Below are 17,980 nucleotides of genomic sequence, written 5' to 3' on the forward strand. Positions count from 1 at the left end.
TGGTGATTTTAGTAATTGAATCGCCATGCGCCGGATTGCAGAATGGCATGGTGCCGAAGTGTGCACAGGGAGCCCGATTTTTCAATGATGACGAAACATTTTTCCGGCGCAGCGTCAGAGGCTGACGAATACCGCTTGTTTACACTCAGGAACGCCAACGATATGGTGGTCACGGTCAGCGAACGCGGCGCCGCTTTGTGGGCCTGGCGTGCGCCGGACCGCTACGGGCGGATGGCGGATGTGCTGCAGGCGCCCGGCCGCAGTGCCGGCATGGCACTGTGGCAAGGACGCCACGCCGATGGCGGCGTCCAGCTGTTGCGCATGGGGGATGGCGATGCCTTGGCCCAGATGACCAGGTTCCGCCTGGACGACGATGGCAGCCTGACGGTGGAGCATGAGGTGGTAGCCATGGCGCTGGCCCCGCTCGAAACGGCATCCAATCCCTGTTTCAACCTGAACGGCGGCATGGCCGACGTGGGCGACCATATGCTGCAGATCGACGCCGACTACTACGTCGAAGCGGATGCCAATGGCGCCCCGGCCGGAGTGGCCGCCGTGGCCGGCACAGCCTTCGACTTCCGCCAGCCGGCGCCGATTGGTGCGCGCCTGCGCTGGCCCGATAGCCAGCTGGTCGGACGGGCCGGCTTCGACCACTGTTTCTTCGTGCGCGACCATTTTGCCGGCGGCCAGGGTCCGCTGCGCAAGGTGGCCCGTGTCGTCGATCCAGGGTCGGGGCGCTGCCTGCAGGTGTATACCACTGAAGCGGCGATGCAGTTTTGCGCCGGCCCGCTGGGCGGCTTTACCCTTGAAGCGCGCTCGCGCCCGGAGCTGGCAAGCGCCGCCTGGCCGAACATGATGGTCCTGCCCGGCCAGGTGTACCGGCAGACCTCGGTCTACCGGCTGTCGCTGGAGGCTTAGGCAGGCGTCAGGCCGCGGTAGGAAAACTGCCGCGCCCGGACTTCGCCGCTGCCGGCGCTGTAGAGGCCGACTTTCAGGCTCATGAATCCACCGAACACGTTGTGGTGGAATCCCGAGACTTCCATCTGCCACGGGTGCTTGACCCACGCTGCGCCGTCGCGCGAGTAATGGTAAGTCACCACGTTGCTGCGGTTGGTGAGCCGGATGTGGATGGTGCCGGCGGCGACGTTTTGCCGCATCCAGCTTTGCTCTTCGCTGCACTGGTAGGTGAACATCTGCGCCGGACTGAAACCGATGCCGCAGAAGGCGCGCTGGCTGTAATACAGCAGCAGGCCGCCCTGCGCCCCTTCTGAAATATCAAGAACCACCGACACTTCGTAATCGCGGTCGCCGACGATGCAGGTGAGCGGCGAACAGTCGGCGGGCGAGCTGCCCTTGCCCTTGATGACCAGCCCCTTGCCGTCGTAGCGGGCGCGCAGCATTTCATCGGCACCGGGGGCGAAGAAGCTCCATTGAACGCCGAAGCGGTTGCTTGAAAAGTCGTCCGACAGCGCCTGCCCGGCAGGCGAGAGCTGGCCGCCCCTGGGTTTGCGCAGGGGCCTGGACAGGGTGCCGCCGCGTGCGCGGAACCAGCCGTCGCTGGTCCATTCGACCGGTTCCAGCAAGGCCTGGCGGCCCAGTGTGCGAAAGCCATTCTCATAGCCGTGGTAGATCATCCACCAGTCGCCGCCCGGTCCTTCGAAGACGCTGGCGTGGCCGCGCGACCACCACGGTTCGTCTGCGCTGCGGGTGCGTACGATCGGGTTGGCCGGGCAGTCCTGCCAGGGGCCATGGATGGACCGCGAGCGCGCCGCGGTCACCATATGGCTGGTGGGCGGGCCGGAAGTGCCGCCGACGGCAGTCACCAGGTAGAACCATTCGCCGCGCCGGAATAGCTTGGGGCCTTCCGGCGCGAACATCTCGACTACCCAGTCCTCCGGGTAGCGCCAGGGCTCATAGACTTTTTCCAGCGCTCCGGCTGTCGAGAGGCCGTCGTCGGACAGGGCGACGCGGCGCACGCCATTGAAGAACAGGTAGCGCTTGCCATCCTCGCCCACCGCGTGGCCGGGGTCGATGCAGCCTTGCAGCTTGAGGTCGACCGGATCGCTCCACGGGCCGCGGATATTGTCGGCATGGATGACGTGGATCGAGTCGCCGGCCGGGATGTACAGGAAGTAGCGCCCCTGGTGCTTGACCAGGTCCATCGCCCATACGTTGCCGATCGGCTGGCTCAGGGCGGCGCAGATGGGAGCCCAGTTGAGCAGGTCGCGCGAATGCCAGATGACGGCGCCGGGGTAGGACAGGAAGGACGAAAACGTCATGTAGTAATCGTCGCCGTCCTTCAGGATGGTGGGGTCGGCATGGTCGCCGGGCACGATCGGATTCATGAACATGCCATTGCCTGAGTCGGCCTTGCGTTGCCCCTCGATGCCGTAGGCTGGCTGCGGCGGGCGCGGCGCGCCCGGCGGGCATGCCGGCACGCCGGCGGCGGCGGCGCCGGCCAGCGGCGCCAAGGGGGCTGCCGCGGCCCCGGCCCCGGCCAGGGCCAGCTTGAGCAGGCCGCGGCGGCGCGCCGGATCGGCTGGTTTGCTGTCGCGCCTCATTTTCCTGCCACCCTGGTGATGCCTGGCGCCTTGCGCGACAAGTCGGCGTCGCCGCTGACGGTGAGGCGGCCGGCGCTGTCGTCCCATTTCAGCCTGGCCAGCGTGGCCTTGCCTTTTTCGTAGTCGTAGGAGACGCCATCGTCGTCATACAGGGTGAATTCGCCGTCCCTGCCCGGATAGACCTTGATCTCGGCAATTGCCTGCCTGGTGGCGGTCGACTGGATCTCGGCGCCCAGCGGCACGATGGAGCCGGCGCGCACGAAGACCGGGATCTGCTCGATCGGTGCCGCGACCTTGATCCAGCGGCCGCCAGCCAGTTTTTCATTGGTCCAGAAGTTGTACCAGTCGCTGCCCGCGGGCAGGTAGACATCCTTTTCGGTCTGGCCCTGCTCGGTCACCGGCGCCACCAGGAAGGCCGGGCCGAACATGTATTCGGTACCGATATTGGCGACGTTCGGGTCCTGCGGGAAGTCCATCCACAGCGGGCGCATGAAAGGCGCGCCATTGTCCCAGGTCGCCTTGGCCTGGCTGTAGATGTAAGGGATCAGCTGGTAGCGCAGGCGGTCGTAGCGCGCCATGATGCTTTCGGCGTGCTGGCCGAAGGCCCAGATTTCCGCATGCTTGCGGTCGCCATGCAGGCGCAGTGTGGGCAGGAAGGTGCCGTACTGGAACCAGCGTGTGAGCAGTTCAGGATAGTCGTGGTTCTGGCCGATGGTCTCTTCGCCGCCGCGCGGGTCGACCAGCGGCTGCCTGGTGGCCCGGGTCGACTGCGGCAGCCATTGCCAGCCGCCGATATCGTTGCCCCAGTAGGCGATGCCGGAAGCGGTCATGTTCAGGCCAGTCGGGATCTGGCGCGCCAGCGCTTCCCACGACGGGTTGATGTCGGAAGACCAGAACAGGGCGCCGGTGCGCTGGGAACCGAGGTAGGCGGCGCGCGACAGGATCAGGGCGCGCTTGTTCGGCTTCCAGGCGCGCATGCCCTGGTGTACGCCTTCGGTGTGCAGCAGCGGGAACAGGTTGTGGTAGCGGTCGCCGGAGCCGATCGAATAGAAATAGCCGTCCGGTACCAGGTCCGGCTCGGTTTCGTCGAGCCATGGGTAGTCGAAGCCTTGCGACAGGATATTGTCGCGCATGCGCTCCCAGAACCATTGGCGCGCGGCCGGGTTGGTGGCATCGATCAGGGCGCCCACGCGGTCGGAGCGGAACGGCAGGCCGTCGACGGTCTTGCCGTCCTTGTCCTTCAGGAAGTAGCCCTTGGCATCGAGCTCGTTGAAATAGCGGCCCGAGGTTTCAAAGCGCGGCCAGACCGAGACGATCGACTGCATGCCCAGCTCGTGCAGCTCCTTGTTCATGGCCGCCGGGGCGGGGAATTGCGCCGGATCGATATCGAGCTGGCCCATGCGGGTCCAGTGGAACCAGTCAAGCACCATGATGTCGAGCGGGTATTTCTTCTGGCGGTAAGTGTTCGCCACGCTGAGGATTTCCTGCTGGCTTTCGTAGCGCGCTTTGGACTGGATCAGGCCGAAAGCAGCCTTGGGCGGGATCGGCGTCTTGCCGGTCACGCGCGCGTAGCCCGAATAGATTTCTTCCGGCGTGCTGCCGGTGATGACGAAGAAGCTGACACGCTCGCCGACGTTCGACTGGAAGGCGGTACGGCCGTTGACGCCGGCGATGAAGCGGGTCGCCGAGGCATTGTCCCAGACAATGCCGTAGCCCTTGGAGGACACCATGAACGGCACGCAGACCGTCTCGCCGGCCGGTGCATCGTACCAGTGCTTGCAGTCGAGCACACGGCCGCGCAGGTCGAGCGGGCCGGTCGATTCCTGGTTCTGGCCCATGCCGTAGTAATGTTCGTCGGCAGGCGCGCTGAAGCTGGCGCCGGCCTGGTAGGTCTTTTCGCCGGCAACCGTGTGCGGCGCCAGCTCCCAGCCCGTCATGTCGAGCACCAGCTCGCCCTTGGCGTTGCGTACCTGCAGGCCGACCGGCGCCAGCTGCGGCGCGAAGTACTTTTCCATCTGGCTTGGCACGCGCGGTTGCGGGGCGGGCGGCAGGCGCAGGTTCAGCGCCGCCGAGGCGAAGCTGTCGCCATCTTTTCCGCTGCTGTGGCGGAAGGCCGAATTGTCGGCGTTCTGCGGCAAAATGCCAAATCCCGGACCCTTCAGTGCTTCGGCCTTGTCGGCCGCAATGGTGATGTGGAGCACGTTCGGCCCATAGGCCTCCACCGAGACCCAGGCGCCGTTGCGGTCAAGGGTAGCGATTGGCGCTGCGTGGGCGGCGCCCAGGCCGGTCAAGGAAAGCGCAGCGGCCAGGGCCGTGCGTTTGCAATGCACATTCATCAAAACTCCTTCATTGGGAAATCAGTTTGCGGTCGCGCAGCCAGTCTTCGGCGCGCCGGGTCCAGCTGGAGGCAGTGCCGTTGCCGGTGCGCATGGCCATGCCGTGGCCGCCGTGCTCGAAGACCAGCATTTCAGCCGGCACCTTGGCGCGGGTCAGGGCCTGGAAGTAGAGGATGCTGTTGTCGACCGGCACCAGGCCATCGTCCTGCGAGTGGATCAGCAGGGTGGGCGGCGTAGCCGCGCTGACCTGCTTCTCGAGCGACATCAGCTGCACCAGTGCGGCCGGCGGCCTGGGGCCGAGCAGTGCGTCGCGCGAGCCGGCGTGGACGGCCGGCGCTTGCATGCTGATCACGGGATACATCAGGATGGCGAAATCGGGGCGTGCGCTGACAGGGTCGAGCGCATCGCCGGCCCTTCCCGCCGGATGGTTGAACAGGGTGGAGGCGCTGGCGGCAAGGTGGCCGCCGGCCGAACTGCCCATGACGCCGATGCGGTCCGGTGCGATGCCGTATTTTGCCGCCTGCGAGCGCACCAGGCGGATCGCGTGCAGGACGTCCTGCAAGGGAGCCGGATGGCCGTAATCGGCCAGGCGGTACTTGAGGACGAAGGCGGTGATGCCAAGGCTGGACAGCCATTGTGCGTATTGCTGGCCCTCACGCGTATTGGACAGGAACTGGTAGCTGCCGCCAGGGCAGATGATGACGGCCGTGCCGGTCGGGCGGTCCAGGGCAGCCGGATACAGCGCCAGGGTCGGCTGGCTGACATTGCTGATACGCTCGCCGTCGGCGCGTTCCGGGCCGGCCTGCGGCCGCGCGTTGGGGACCCCATCGGGCCAGACCGGTATGACGCTGGTTTGCGCAAGGGCGCTGTTGGCGGCCATGAACAGCAGGGCCAGGATCCATGATCGCATTGGTTGCATTCTCCGGGAATTGACAAACCAGGCCATCTTTGCAGACTGGCCGTGGCGCTGCAATTATGAAAATCACCGACCGGCAGAATGATTTACCGCAAGCGGCAGCGGCCACATTCCCAGTCCGAATGCCCGGTGATAGCATGCCTCGCACAACCAGAAACAACAGGAGTCCGACCGAATGAAGCTGCAACACATCTGCCTGGCCGCGCTGGGCGCGGCATGTCTATCGAATAGCGCGGCGAATGCCGCCACGCCCGCCAAGGCGGCGGAGCGCCAGGTTGTGCTGGACGCTGCGAAAGCCGGCCAGTCGCTGGACCGTTTCTACGATCTGTCGATCGGCTCCGATTATCCGGGCACCCTGCGGCGTGCAGACAGCATGGCCCAGTTGAAGACCCTGGTCGACGAAACCGGCTTCCGCTACATCCGCTTCCACGCCATCTTCCACGACGTGCTGCAGACCGTGAAGAAGGAAAACGGCAAGCTGGTCTACGACTGGAGCGGCATCGACAAGCTGTATGACGACCTGCTGGCGCGCAATATCAAGCCCTTCGTCGAACTGGGCTTCACACCCCAGGCGCTGGCCACTTCGAACGCCAGGATTTTCTACTGGGAGGGCAATACCTCGCACCCTGAGCTCAGTGGCTGGCGCGACCTGGTTACGGCCTTCGTCCAGCACTGCCAGCAGCGCTATGGCAAGGACGAAGTGCGCAGCTGGTTCTTTGAAGTCTGGAATGAGCCGAACCTCGACGGGTTCTGGGAGGGCGCCGAGCAGAAGGCGTATTTCGAACTGTACGACGTCTCGGCCAAGGCGATCAAGGCCATCGATCCGGCCCTGCGCGTAGGCGGTCCGTCCACTGCCGGCGCGGCCTGGGTGCCCGAGTTCCTCGAGCATGTGGCCAGCAGCGGCGCGGCGGTGGATTTCGTAAGCACCCATACCTACGGCGTCGATAGCGGCTTCCTGGACGAGAAGGGCGTGGAGGACACCAAGCTGTCGCCATCGCCCGATGCCATCATCGGCGACGTGCGCAAGGTGCGCCAGCAGATCGCCGCATCGAAGTACCCGCAGCTGCCGCTGTACTTCACCGAATGGAGTACCAGCTACAACCCGCGCGACAAGGTGCACGACTCCTATATCGGCGCGGCCTACATCCTGAGCAAGCTGAAAGGGACCAAGGGCCTGGCGCAAGGCATGAGCTACTGGACCTACACCGACCTGTTCGAAGAACCCGGGCCGCAGACCAGGCCATTCGACGGCGGCTTCGGCCTGATGACGCCACAGGGCGTGCGCAAGGGTCCGTATTTCTCGTACAAATACCTGCACGCCTTGAGCGGCAAGGAAATTCCGGTGGCCGACGGGCAGGTGATGGCGGCCAGCGATGGCAAGGCGATGCGCGCCGTGGCCTGGGACTTCCAGCAGCCGCAACAGGCGGTCAGCAACCGTTCCTTCTTCACCAAGGTGCTGCCGGCCACGCCGTCCGCGCCGCTGGCGTTCACGGTGCGCCACGCCAAGCCCGGCAAGTATCGCGTGCAGGTGCACCGCACCGGCTTCCGCGCCAACGATGCCCATACGGCCTACATTGAAATGGGCATGCCGGAAAAGCTGACGCCGGAGCAGCTGGACAAGCTCACGGCCTTGACCAGCGACGCGCCGGAAACGGTGCGCGAAGTCAGCATCGGCAAGTCGGGCAGTTTCTCGCTCACCGTACCGATGCGCAGCAATGACGTGGTGCTGCTGACGCTGGAACCGGTGGGGAAGCGCTGAAGCGCTAGCGCGCCGGCGGCGCCGGCCGGAAAGTCCATTCAACGGAATCGGCGGCGCCGCCCGCCGAGACTTGCAGCCGGTTGGCGCCCTCGGCCAGTTCCACCTGCCAGGTGGCGATGTGGCCGGCCACCGGCCGCTGGCCGAGGTCGACGCCGTTCAGGCGCAGGCGCGCGCTGGCCTGGTTGCTGTACACCTTGACCTGCGTGGCAGCCTGGGTGCGCAGGGCGTGGCGGCGCGAGGTGATATAGGCCATTGGCTGCGTCGCCCAGTTGGCCTGGTACCAGAAATAGGCGTCCTTCCTGATCGTACGGTCGAAGCTGACCAGGCCCTTGTCGTTGAATCCCGGGGTGTCGCCCTCGTTGCGGCCTGCCGACGCGAAGTCGAACCCGACCCAGACGAAGCTGGCCCAGAGCCAGGGCCGCGCCGCCAGCTGCGGCCAGGCCGCCTCGTGGTACAGCGCCTGGTACTGCTCGGGGTGCCAGCGGCCGCCCGGCTGCGGGCGTCGCGGCGGGTCTTCCTGCTGCAGTGCACTGGCGCCCGCGCCATACTCGCTGATGGCCAGCGCAGTTGCCGGGCGGCGCGTGCGGTTGGCATCAAGGAAGGGGCCCAGGTCGGCGAATTGTCCGTCGTACCAGCCGAAATAGACGTTGGAAGCGACGGCATCGGTGTGCGACGCCTGCGGGCCATCGATCGGTGCGCAGCAATTGGCGTAGGCGGTCGGGCGGCTCGGGTCCTCCTCATGTGCGATTTGCTGCAGCTTTGCCAATACGCGCGCGCTCGCCGCGTCGCTCTGGTAAATCTCGTTGCCCAGACCCCACAGCATGACGGAAGGATGGTTGCTGTTCTGGCGCACCAGCTCGCGCAGCTGCTGCGTGCTGTTGGCAAGGAAGTCATCCGAGCCGTTGACGGCGGCGGTCAGGGGCAGTTCGGTCCACACCAGCCATCCGGCACGGTCTGACAGGTCATAGCCGCGCTGCGGATGCTGGTAGTGCGCATAGCGCAGGCCGGTGACCCCGAGTTCCGACAGGATACGGTAGTCGGCGTCGATGTCCGCGTCGGAAGCGGCGATGCCTTTGCCGGGCAGCGAAGTCTGGTGCACATTGACGCCATGCACCCGGTAGCTCGCACCGTTGAGCAGCAGGCCGCGCTCGGGATCGAGCCGGATATCGCGGATGCCGGCTGCAAATGAGAGCCGGTCGCGCAAGCTGGCCCCGGCGCCGCCTTCTTCGGCCAGTTCGGCTTCGCTGGTGTACAGGTAGGGATCGGATGTCCCTTGCCACAGGTGCGGTGCCGGCAGCACCGCTTGCAAATCGATTTCCACCGCGCTGCGGGGCGGCAGCTCGACGGTTTTGCGCGCGCTGGCGACGATCCGTTGGCCGGCATCGCGCAGCCGCGTGGTGACGACGGCCCGCGCGCTGCGATCACGGTCATTGCGCACCCGTGCGGTCCAGGCCAGCGATGCCGTTTCGTGTGAGATGGCATAGGGCTTGAAGTAGACGCCCGGGCCGCCGTAGTCAAGCATGTCGAAATGGAGATCGCTGGTCGCCACAAGGCGGACTTTGCGATAGAGCCCGCCGGAGAGCGTGTAGTCGCCGGCCAGCGGCGCGACGGCGGCATCAGGCGCATTGTCGACGCGAAGCACCAGCGTGTTGTCGCCTTGCCGAAGCAGGTTTGTGACGTCAAAGCGGAAACGGGCGAAGCCGCCTGCGTGCCGGCCTGCCTGTTGGCCGTTGATCCAGGCTTCCGTTACCAGCAGGGCGCCATCGAACTCCAGGAAATGGCGCTGGCCGTTGCGCACGCGCGACAGGTGCAGCGTGCGGCTATACCAGGCGGGCCCGCGGTAGGCGCCGTAGCTGTGGGGCAGGGTGACCGCCTGCCAGCCATGGTCGCCAACCTTGTGGAAAAGCCAATCCGCATCAAGCGCAATCGCTTCGCGCGGTGGTGCGGCGGCGGCCAGCGGCGCAAGCAATGCGCACGATATCAATGCGAGGGTCGGTTTCATAGCGCCGCATTGTCCACCGCAGTGCGCCGCAGTTCAATTGCCCTGCAAGATTTCATTGTGCGACTTGGTAGTTTTCACAATTGCGAAGGCCGGTGGCCACTTGCACAATCCAGACGCATAAAGAGTCGATCCACACACGAGATCGCGAAGGGGACGAGGATGAATACCGCATACAAGCGCATCGTGGTCGTTGGCGGCGGAACGGCCGGCTGGATGACAGCCACCGCATTGGCGACCGCTTTCCCGGTCAGCACGGTCGAGCTGGTTGAATCGGAGGAAATCGGCATTGTCGGCGTTGGCGAGGCAAGCTTTCCCTCCATCCGTGCCTTCCACAAAATCCTCGGTATCGACGAAGCGCAATTCCTGCGCGCCACCGACGGCACCTTCAAGCTGGGCATCGAGTTTCGCGACTGGCGCGAAGCGGGAGCGAAATACTTCCATACCTTCGGCGATTTCGGTGGACTGAGCGGCCCGTATGCGCTGTGGGGCCAGCACCGCCGCCTCGGCGAGGCGGAGCTGGGTGCGCTGGACCGGCAATGCCTGCCCAGCGTGATGGCCAGCCAGGGACGTTTCATGGCCCCCGGTCCCGGCGACGGGCGGCAGTTCAATTACGCCTACCATTTCGACGCTGCGCTGTACGCCGCCTTCCTGCGCACGATGGCGCTGCAGCGCGGCGTACGCCGCAGCGAAGGCCGTATCGTCGACGCGGTGCGCCGTGCCGACGGCGGCATCGCCCACCTGGCGCTTGCCGACGGCCGCGTGGTGGAAGGCGACCTGTTCGCCGACTGCTCGGGCTTTGCTTCGCTGCTGCTCGGGCGTGCGCTGGAAGAGCGCTACGTCGATTTCAGCCGCTGGCTGCCGGTGGACCGGGCCTGGGCTTGCCCGTCCGCGCGCAATGGTGCGGCGTTGACGCCCTCTACGCGTTGTACCGCGCTGGAAGCGGGCTGGGCATGGCGTATCCCCTTGAGCAACCGTACCGGGCATGGCCATGTGTTCGCCAGCCGCTACATCGACGAAGAACGGGCGCGGGAACAGTTGATGCAGCAGCTCGACGGCGCAGCATTGGCCGACGCGCGCCTGCTGCGTTTCAGCGCCGGGCACCGTGAGCGGTTCTGGGTGCACAACGTGGTGGCGCTCGGCCTGTCTTCCGGCTTCCTCGAACCGCTGGAGTCGACCAGCATCTTCCTGGTCCAGAGCGGCCTGGGACGACTGATCGAACTGCTGCTGGCCGGCGCGCGCCCCGGCCAGGAAGCCGTGGCCGCCTACAACGCCGGCATGCGGCGCCAGTTCGAGCGTATCCGCGACTTCATCATCCTCCACTACTGCCTGACGGCTCGCCGCGACAGCCAGCTTTGGCGCGATATGGCGAGCATGGAATTGCCGGAGACGCTGGCTTTCAAAATCCACGCATGGCGCCAGGCCGGCGCCCTGCACCAGTACGACCAGGAAGGTTTCGACGCTACCAGTTGGCTGGCGATCCACGCGGGCATGGGCCACTGGCCCGAGCGCGCGGATCCCTCGCTGCACGAAATGCCGCACGAAGATGCCTTGCGCGCCCTGCGCATGCGGCGCGACAGCATCGCCGCCACCGTCGCAACCATGCCGAGCCACCAGGATTACCTGCACAGCGTGCTGGCACGCTGACCGAGACGCTGTTTATAGGAAGTTTGATGAAACGACGAGACTTATTGAAGCATATGGGAGCCGCCGTGCCTGCAGCCGCACTATCTGGCGTGGCGCGCGCTGCGGCCGACACCCTGGCGCCGGGCGCCGCGACCCCGATCGCCTCCGGGCCGTTCAAGCCGGAATGGGAATCGCTGGACCAATACCAGGTACCTGAATGGTTCCGCGACGCCAAGTTCGGCATCTGGGCCCACTGGGGCCCGCAATGCGCACCGGAGTTCGGCGACTGGTACGGCAGGCTGATGTATGAGGAGGGCAGCGACGCCTACCGCAATCACCTGCAGAAGTACGGCCACCCTTCGCAAGCCGGTTTCAAGGACGTCATCCATCAATGGAAGGCTGAAAAATGGGATCCGGACGGTCTGGTCGCCTTGTACAAGAAAGCAGGCGCGAAGTACTTTGTCGCCCTGGCCAACCACCATGACAACTTCGACACCTACAGCAGCCGCTACCAGCCGGAATGGAATTCGACAAAGATCGGACCGGGCAAGGACCTGATCGCAGGCTGGAGCAAGGCAGCCCGCGCCAACGGCCTGCGTTTCGGCGTCAGTGTGCACGCCGCCCATGCCTGGACCTGGTATGAACTGGCGCAGCGTTCGGACAAGAGCGGTCCCTATGCCGGCATCCCTTACGACGGCAACCTGACGCGCCTCGATGGCCTGGGAAGGTGGTGGGAAGGGATCGACCCGCAAGCACTGTATGCACAGCGCCATCCGCTGAGCAAGGCGGAAGGCGACGGCGGCGTGAACAACGAACAATGGCACTGGGGTGGAGGAGCCGCGATTCCGGACAAGGCTTACTGCGACAAATTCTTCGACCGCACGCGCGACCTGATCGATACCTACGATCCGGACCTGGTGTACTACGACGATACCGTGCTGCCTTTGTATCCGTTCAGCGATGTCGGGCTGCGCCTTGCGGCCCACATGTATAACCGCAGCATTGCCACCAAGGGCAAGCTGGAAGCTGTCGTCAACGGCAAGATCCTGAATGAACAGCAGCGCCGCAGCATGGTATGGGACATCGAGCGCGGCCAGAGTAACAAGATTGAGGCATTGCCATGGCAGACCTGCACCTGCATCGGCAGCTGGCACTACGACCGGCGCATCTACGATAACCGCGCCTACAAGAGCGCGCAGGCCGTGGTGCACACCCTGATCGACGTGGTCAGCAAGAACGGCAACCTTCTGCTCAGCGTTCCGGTGCGCGCCAATGGCACCATCGACTCGCAGGAGACCGCGATTGTGGAGGAAATCGGACGCTGGATGGCGCGCAACGGCGAGGCAATTTACGACACGCGCCCCTGGACTGTGTTTGGTGAAGGCCCAGTGATGGAAGACGCAGCCGCACCGGTGTCCGGTGCGGGCTTCAACGAAGGCAAGGGCAAGCCGTTCTCGGCGGCCGATATCCGCTTCACCGCCAAGGGCGATGCGGTGTATGCCTTCGTGATGGGCTGGCCGCAGGATGGCAAGGTGCTGATCAAGACGCTGCGCGCTGCAACGCCGTACCTGAAAAAACGCATTGCGCGCATTGAGCTGGCAAGCAGCGGGCGCCCGCTGGCTTTCCGCCAGGGCGCCGACGGTTTGCAGGTGACGCTGCCGGCACACAAACCTGCGCTGGCCTACGCCAACGTGCTGAAGATCACCTGACAGGGCGGGATTACAGATTTTCGTTTGTTGTATTGGTGATTTTCACAATTGCCGCCGGGTGCAGCCGAAGGCAGAATGGTTTGCCCGCCAGAGGTTATAAAACAGATAATGGAGATATCAATGAAAATTCGAATTCTTGCCGCGCAAAGCGGCGAAACAGCACGCGCCGTCTAGGCGCGGCGCGATTCAGGCTTATCCCGCCAGGCACTCCTAAGCAATGCGCAGCTCGCGCGCCGGCACGGCGGCGTAGCCGCGCTGCATCGGGTCACGGTGACCAGATCAATAAGTTAGAACGAGAGGATTCAGAGTGAAACACTTGAGGAAGACAGCGATCGCCATGGCCGCGGCGCACATCGCACTGCTGGCAAGCGGCGCCGCCCTGGCGCAAACAGCAGCTGCCGGCAAGGGCAGTGAGAACACCGTGGTAGTGGTGGGCCAACGCGCCGCGCTGGAATCGGCACTGAAGATCAAGCAGAATTCCGACGAGATTGTCGATTCGATCGTGGCCGACGACATCGGCAAATTGCCGGACCGTTCGGTTACCGAAGTGCTGCAGCGCATTCCTGGCGTGAGCATCGACCGCACCATGAACCGCGCTGACCCGATGCAAGGCCTGGGTGATGGCATCCAGCACTTCGCCGCCGAAGGTACGGGCGTGTCGGTGCGCGGCTTGAGCTATGTGCGCTCGGAATTGAACGGGCGCGATTCGTTCTCCGCCAACGGTGGCCGTGCGCTGAGTTTCGAGGACGTGCCGCCCGAGCTGATGGCCGGCGTGGACGTGTACAAGAATCCATCGGCCGAGCAGATCGAAGGCGCGGTGGGCGGCCTGGTCAACCTGCGCACCGCCATGCCATTCGACTACAAGGGTTTCAAGTCCGCGCTGTCGGTGGAAGGCTCGCGCGCCAGCCGCAGCGGCAAGACCAAGCCGGCGGTGTCCGGCCTGGTGTCGAACCGCTGGGACACCCCGATCGGACAGGTCGGCGCGCTGCTCGACCTTTCGCATTCGCAGATTTCCACCGCCAGCGATGCCCTCGGCGTCAGCAACTACCTGCCGCGCGCCGATATCACGCCAGGCCAGTTGCGCTGGATCAGCCCGGGCGCCAGCTGGAACTCGAACACGTTCGACCGCACCCGCCAGGGCCTGTATGGCGCCCTGCAATGGAAGAAGGGCGATCTCTCCTCCGGGCTGACGTACTTCAAATCGAAGTACAAGATCCATACGGAGGAGAGCGGGTTCTTCATGACCACCACTGCATCGACGCTCACCGTCGATCCGGGCGCGACGTACGACGAAAAAGGGGCGCTGTTGACGGGCGTATTGCGCAATCCGACCGATGGCGGCTTTGGCCTGAGCAACGGCATCGGCTTCGGCACCGACGCGCGTACCACCGCCCGAAAGGCTGACACCTCCGACCTGTCCTGGAACGCCCAGTGGCGCGCTTCCGACCAATGGGTGTTCAAGGCCGACTTGCAGCACACCCGCGCCACCACCAAAGGATTTGACAACACGGTCGGCCTGGGCGGCTTCATGCCCAAGGAAACGATGGACCTGAGGACCTCGCCGCCGACCTACACCTTCGACGCCGCCGACCGTGCCTGGCTGGCCGATCCCTCGCACTATTACTGGAGTTTTGGCCAGGAGCACCGCGACAAGGCGGTTGCCACGCAAAATGCGGCACGCCTGGACGCCAGGTTCATCTTTGATTCGCCCGTCCTGCAGGACCTGCGTTTCGGTGTGCGCGCGACCAAGCGCGACTCGCTCACCAACCGTACCCATGGCGGCAATGGCGGCAACGAATGGTCCAACATCACGCAGACCTGGTCGGTCGGTGACAGCTGGCAGCCATACAGCCAGTTCGCCGTCCTGACCGATCCGCGCTTGGGACAGAACTACACCACGCACGCTTTCGGCAGTTTCTTCAACGGCACCTTGCCGGCACCGCCGACAATCGTTGTGCCAACCCCGGCGACAGTGGCCGGCTCCTTTGACGCCACGCCGGCGATGTTCAATGAATTGCACGGCTACGCCAACAACTTCTGCAAAAACCCGGGGCCGACCGGCGATTGCACCAACTGGAAGCCTTCGCCATTCGGCGGCCCGAGCGATACCAACGAGCAGCACGAGCGCACCAAGGCGGCCTATGCCCAGCTCCGTTTCGCCATCGACAGCTTGCCCTATCCGGTCGATGGCAACATCGGCACGCGGGTCGTCAAGACGCAAGCGCAGGCGGTCGGGATGTTCTTGTTCAGCCCGCCGACCGGAACCCAGCCGCCGGGCGTGCCGGCAATTGCGGAGCTGTCTGAAAAGCGTACCGTCGAACATAATTACACCAACGTCCTGCCGAGCCTGAACCTGCGCATGAAGGTCGGCAGCGAGCTGCAGTTCCGCTTCGCCGCGTCGAAAGGCATGACGCGGCCGGACTTTTACATGATGCAGCAGTACACCACGCTGGAACAGAAGGTGAACACGCACACCGACGCGGCGACCAACCAGACGGTGCTCGATTCGATCGACTACAAGGGCAGCGCCAACGGCAACCCCATGCTCAAGCCGACCACTTCGAACAACCTGGACCTGACGGCAGAATGGTATGGCAGCCATGGCAGTTCGGCGACGCTGTCGCTGTTCAACAAACGGCTGAAGGACATCATCATCAACCGCACCTCGTTCTACACCTTGACCGATGGTGCGGGCGCGGCGCACGATTTCCTGACTACGGGACCGGTGAACGGTGCCGAGGGCCGCGCCCGTGGCGCCGAACTCGGATTCCAGCACTATTTCGACAAGCTGCCGGGTTTGCTGTCGGGCATTGGTGTCTCAGGCAACTACACCTATATCGACAGCAAGCTGGACATGCACGCGCCGACCGGCCTGTGGTGCACGCCGAAGGGCACGCTGGTGGCCAATACGCTGCGTGACCTCGCCGGCTGCGATACCGACGGCCGCGTGATCGGCAATATGCCGCTGACGGGCATGTCGAAGAACGCCTACAACCTGGCGTTGTTGTACGATAAAGGTCCGTGGTCGGGACGCCTGGCATATAGCTGGCGTTCGAAGTACCTGCAGGTGATCAATGCCTATGGCAGCAATGGCACCGATGGTATCGACCAGAACCCGGATAGCCCGAACAAGGGCCAATTGAACTCGGTGAACTACGCCCTGCCGGTGTGGGGTGGCGCGTACGGCCAACTGGACCTGGGACTGCAGTACAAGGTGACCGACAATATGACCGTGGCGTTCAACGTCGGCAACCTGAACAATGCCATGTACAAGCAGTACGTGCAGCAGCACATCGGCATGAAGGAGCACTTCGCCAACTTCACCGGCCGCAGCTACTACCTGCAGGCGCGATACTCGTTCTAGAACGGTCTGGCGGCACGCCGAGGCGGCGTGCTGCCTATTTCATCATGGAAGACGCATGAAAAGAATTCACTGCCGCCGCATGGCGGCGTTTGGCTTGATGGCCGTGCTGGCTGCGACTGCCGATGCGGCGCAGGCGCCGATTCCACAGCTGGCAGGTAAAGACGGGCGCTATGCGCTGCTGGTCGACGGCAAGCCGTTCACCATGCTGGGCGTGCAGGCCCACAATTCCAGCAATTATCCGGCCGCACTGGATAAGGTATGGGCGGCGGCAAAAGATGCGCATGCCAACACGGTCGAAATTCCGGTGGCCTGGGAGCAGCTGGAGCCGGCCGAAGGGAGGTTTGACTTCAGCTTCGTCGATACCCTGGTCGCGCAGGCGCGCCAGAACAAGATGCGGCTGGTCCTGTTGTGGTTCGGCACCTGGAAGAACACCGGACCGCAGTACACGCCAGAGTGGGTGAAGTTTGATAACCGGCGTTTCCCGCGCATGGTCGACAGGGAGGGGAAGGGGATCTACTGCTTGTCGCCGTTTGGCGAACAGACTTTGCAGGCCGATAAGAAAGCCTTTGTCGCCCTGATGGCGCACCTGAAAAAGATCGATGCAGCGCAGCGCACCGTGATCATGGTGCAGGTAGAAAACGAAGTGGGCACCTATGGCACCGTGCGCGACTTCGGGGCGAAGGCGGAGGCGGCCTTCCGCCAGCCGGTGCCGCCGGCTATCCTGGCGCGCAAGAAGGCGCCTGTGCCGGGTGCGGCCAGCGGCACCTGGGCCGAAGTGTATGGCCCGTACGCCGACGAATACTTCCACGCTTACGCGGTGGCGAGCTATATCGAAGCGCTGGCCAAAGCAGGGCGTGCGGTCTACGACCTGCCGATGTATGTCAACAACGCGCTGCGCGACCCGATCGAGCCGATGGCGCCATGGAAGGGCAACTTTGCCAGCGGCGGGCCGACTTTCGACGTGATCGATATCTACAAGGCAGCCGCGCCGCATATCGACATTGCCGCGCCGGACGTGTACTCGCCTGAATCGAGCAAGGTGGTGGCCACGCTCTCCCTGTTCCAGCGTCCGGACAATGCCTTGCTTGTGCCTGAAATGGGCAATGCGGCCGGATATGCACGGTATGTCTACCAGATCCTGGGCCGCGGAGCGATCGGGGTCGCGCCATTCGGCATCGACTATGCCGACTACAGCAACTACCCGCTCGGATCAAAGCTGAAGGACAAGGCCATGGCCGAACCTTTCGGCAGGATCTACGCGGCGTTCCGCCCGATGCAGGGGCAGTGGGCGCAGTGGGCGCTGGACGGGCGCACTTTCGGCATTGCCGAGGCCGAGGACCGCAAGCCGCAAACGATCGATGCCAATGGCTGGAAAATCACGGCATCGTTCCGCGAATGGCAATTCGGGACTGCCAACAACGGCGACCGCCCGCCCGGCACCGAGTCGCCCAACGGCGGCGCCGCCCTGGCACAGGTGGCCGCCAACGAGTTTGTGGTGATCGGCCAGAATATACGTCTGGCCTTTGAGGGCGCCGGCGCGAACGCCGGCAAGCCTTCGATGTACGCCCGCGTGGAAGAGGGTCATTTCGACAACGCGGGCAAATGGGTTATGGAACGCAACTGGAACGGCGACCAGACCGACTATGGCATCAATTTCACCGCCAACCCCACGGTACTGAAGATCCGCCTGGGCACTTATTGAAGGAGAAG

General features: G+C 64.4%; 10 protein-coding genes. 6 read left to right on the plus strand and 4 right to left on the minus strand.

From position 1 onward, the window contains the following. Positions 1-84: 84 nt before the first annotated feature. On the plus strand, positions 85-918 hold the full coding sequence (locus ASE26_RS18455; protein ID WP_229208178.1) for a galactose-1-epimerase: 834 nt from the start codon (positions 85-87) through the stop codon (positions 916-918). Here the strand turns inward: ASE26_RS18455 and ASE26_RS18460 are convergent. From ASE26_RS18460 to ASE26_RS18470, 3 genes are read right to left on the minus strand one after another with little or no spacing between them, the layout of a single operon-like run. Then, positions 915-2,561: a family 43 glycosylhydrolase gene (locus ASE26_RS18460; protein ID WP_057246706.1), complete on the minus strand. Its 1,647-nt coding sequence runs from the start codon at positions 2,559-2,561 to the stop codon at positions 915-917. The genes ASE26_RS18455 and ASE26_RS18460 overlap by 4 nt on opposite strands. Next, positions 2,558-4,897, minus strand: coding sequence for a glycoside hydrolase family 31 protein (locus ASE26_RS18465; RefSeq protein WP_055923846.1), 2,340 nt, complete (start codon positions 4,895-4,897; stop codon positions 2,558-2,560). Before ASE26_RS18465 ends, ASE26_RS18460 begins: the two co-directional genes overlap by 4 nt. 10 nt (positions 4,898-4,907) lie before the next feature. Further along, complete coding sequence (locus tag ASE26_RS18470) at positions 4,908-5,807, minus strand: alpha/beta hydrolase (protein ID WP_082507035.1); 900 nt, start codon at positions 5,805-5,807, stop codon at positions 4,908-4,910. Positions 5,808-5,988: 181 nt separating this feature from the next. On the opposite strand from ASE26_RS18470, the gene ASE26_RS18475 reads away from it, so the two are divergent. After that, on the plus strand, positions 5,989-7,572 hold the full coding sequence (locus tag ASE26_RS18475) for a beta-xylosidase (protein ID WP_057246707.1): 1,584 nt from the start codon (positions 5,989-5,991) through the stop codon (positions 7,570-7,572). A gap of 4 nt (positions 7,573-7,576) precedes the next feature. Here ASE26_RS18475 and ASE26_RS18480 read toward each other — a convergent pair whose 3' ends face one another. Beyond that, the gene (locus ASE26_RS18480) at positions 7,577-9,574 is read right to left on the minus strand and encodes a glycoside hydrolase family 2 TIM barrel-domain containing protein (RefSeq protein WP_082591409.1); all 1,998 of its coding nucleotides are present in this window, start codon (positions 9,572-9,574) and stop codon (positions 7,577-7,579) included. 159 nt (positions 9,575-9,733) lie between these two features. On the opposite strand from ASE26_RS18480, the gene ASE26_RS18485 reads away from it, so the two are divergent. The 4 genes from ASE26_RS18485 to ASE26_RS18500 all read left to right on the plus strand — a co-directional run bounded on the left by ASE26_RS18485 (position 9,734) and on the right by ASE26_RS18500 (position 17,972). Beyond that, positions 9,734-11,218, plus strand: coding sequence for a tryptophan halogenase family protein (locus ASE26_RS18485; protein WP_057246708.1), 1,485 nt, complete (start codon positions 9,734-9,736; stop codon positions 11,216-11,218). Between the two features lie 26 nt (positions 11,219-11,244). Continuing rightward, on the plus strand, positions 11,245-12,906 hold the full coding sequence (locus ASE26_RS18490) for an alpha-L-fucosidase (protein WP_055923832.1): 1,662 nt from the start codon (positions 11,245-11,247) through the stop codon (positions 12,904-12,906). 307 nt (positions 12,907-13,213) lie between these two features. Next, entirely contained in the window at positions 13,214-16,270 is a 3,057-nt protein-coding gene (locus tag ASE26_RS18495; RefSeq protein WP_055923829.1) for a TonB-dependent receptor, read from the plus strand. A 55-nt stretch (positions 16,271-16,325) separates the two neighbouring features. Further along, complete coding sequence (locus ASE26_RS18500; RefSeq protein ID WP_057246709.1) at positions 16,326-17,972, plus strand: DUF5597 domain-containing protein; 1,647 nt, start codon at positions 16,326-16,328, stop codon at positions 17,970-17,972. Positions 17,973-17,980 lie beyond the last annotated feature (8 nt).

It is taken from the genome of Duganella sp. Root198D2 (assembly GCF_001428585.1).
Taxonomy (GTDB): Bacteria; Pseudomonadota; Gammaproteobacteria; order Burkholderiales; family Burkholderiaceae_D; genus Rugamonas.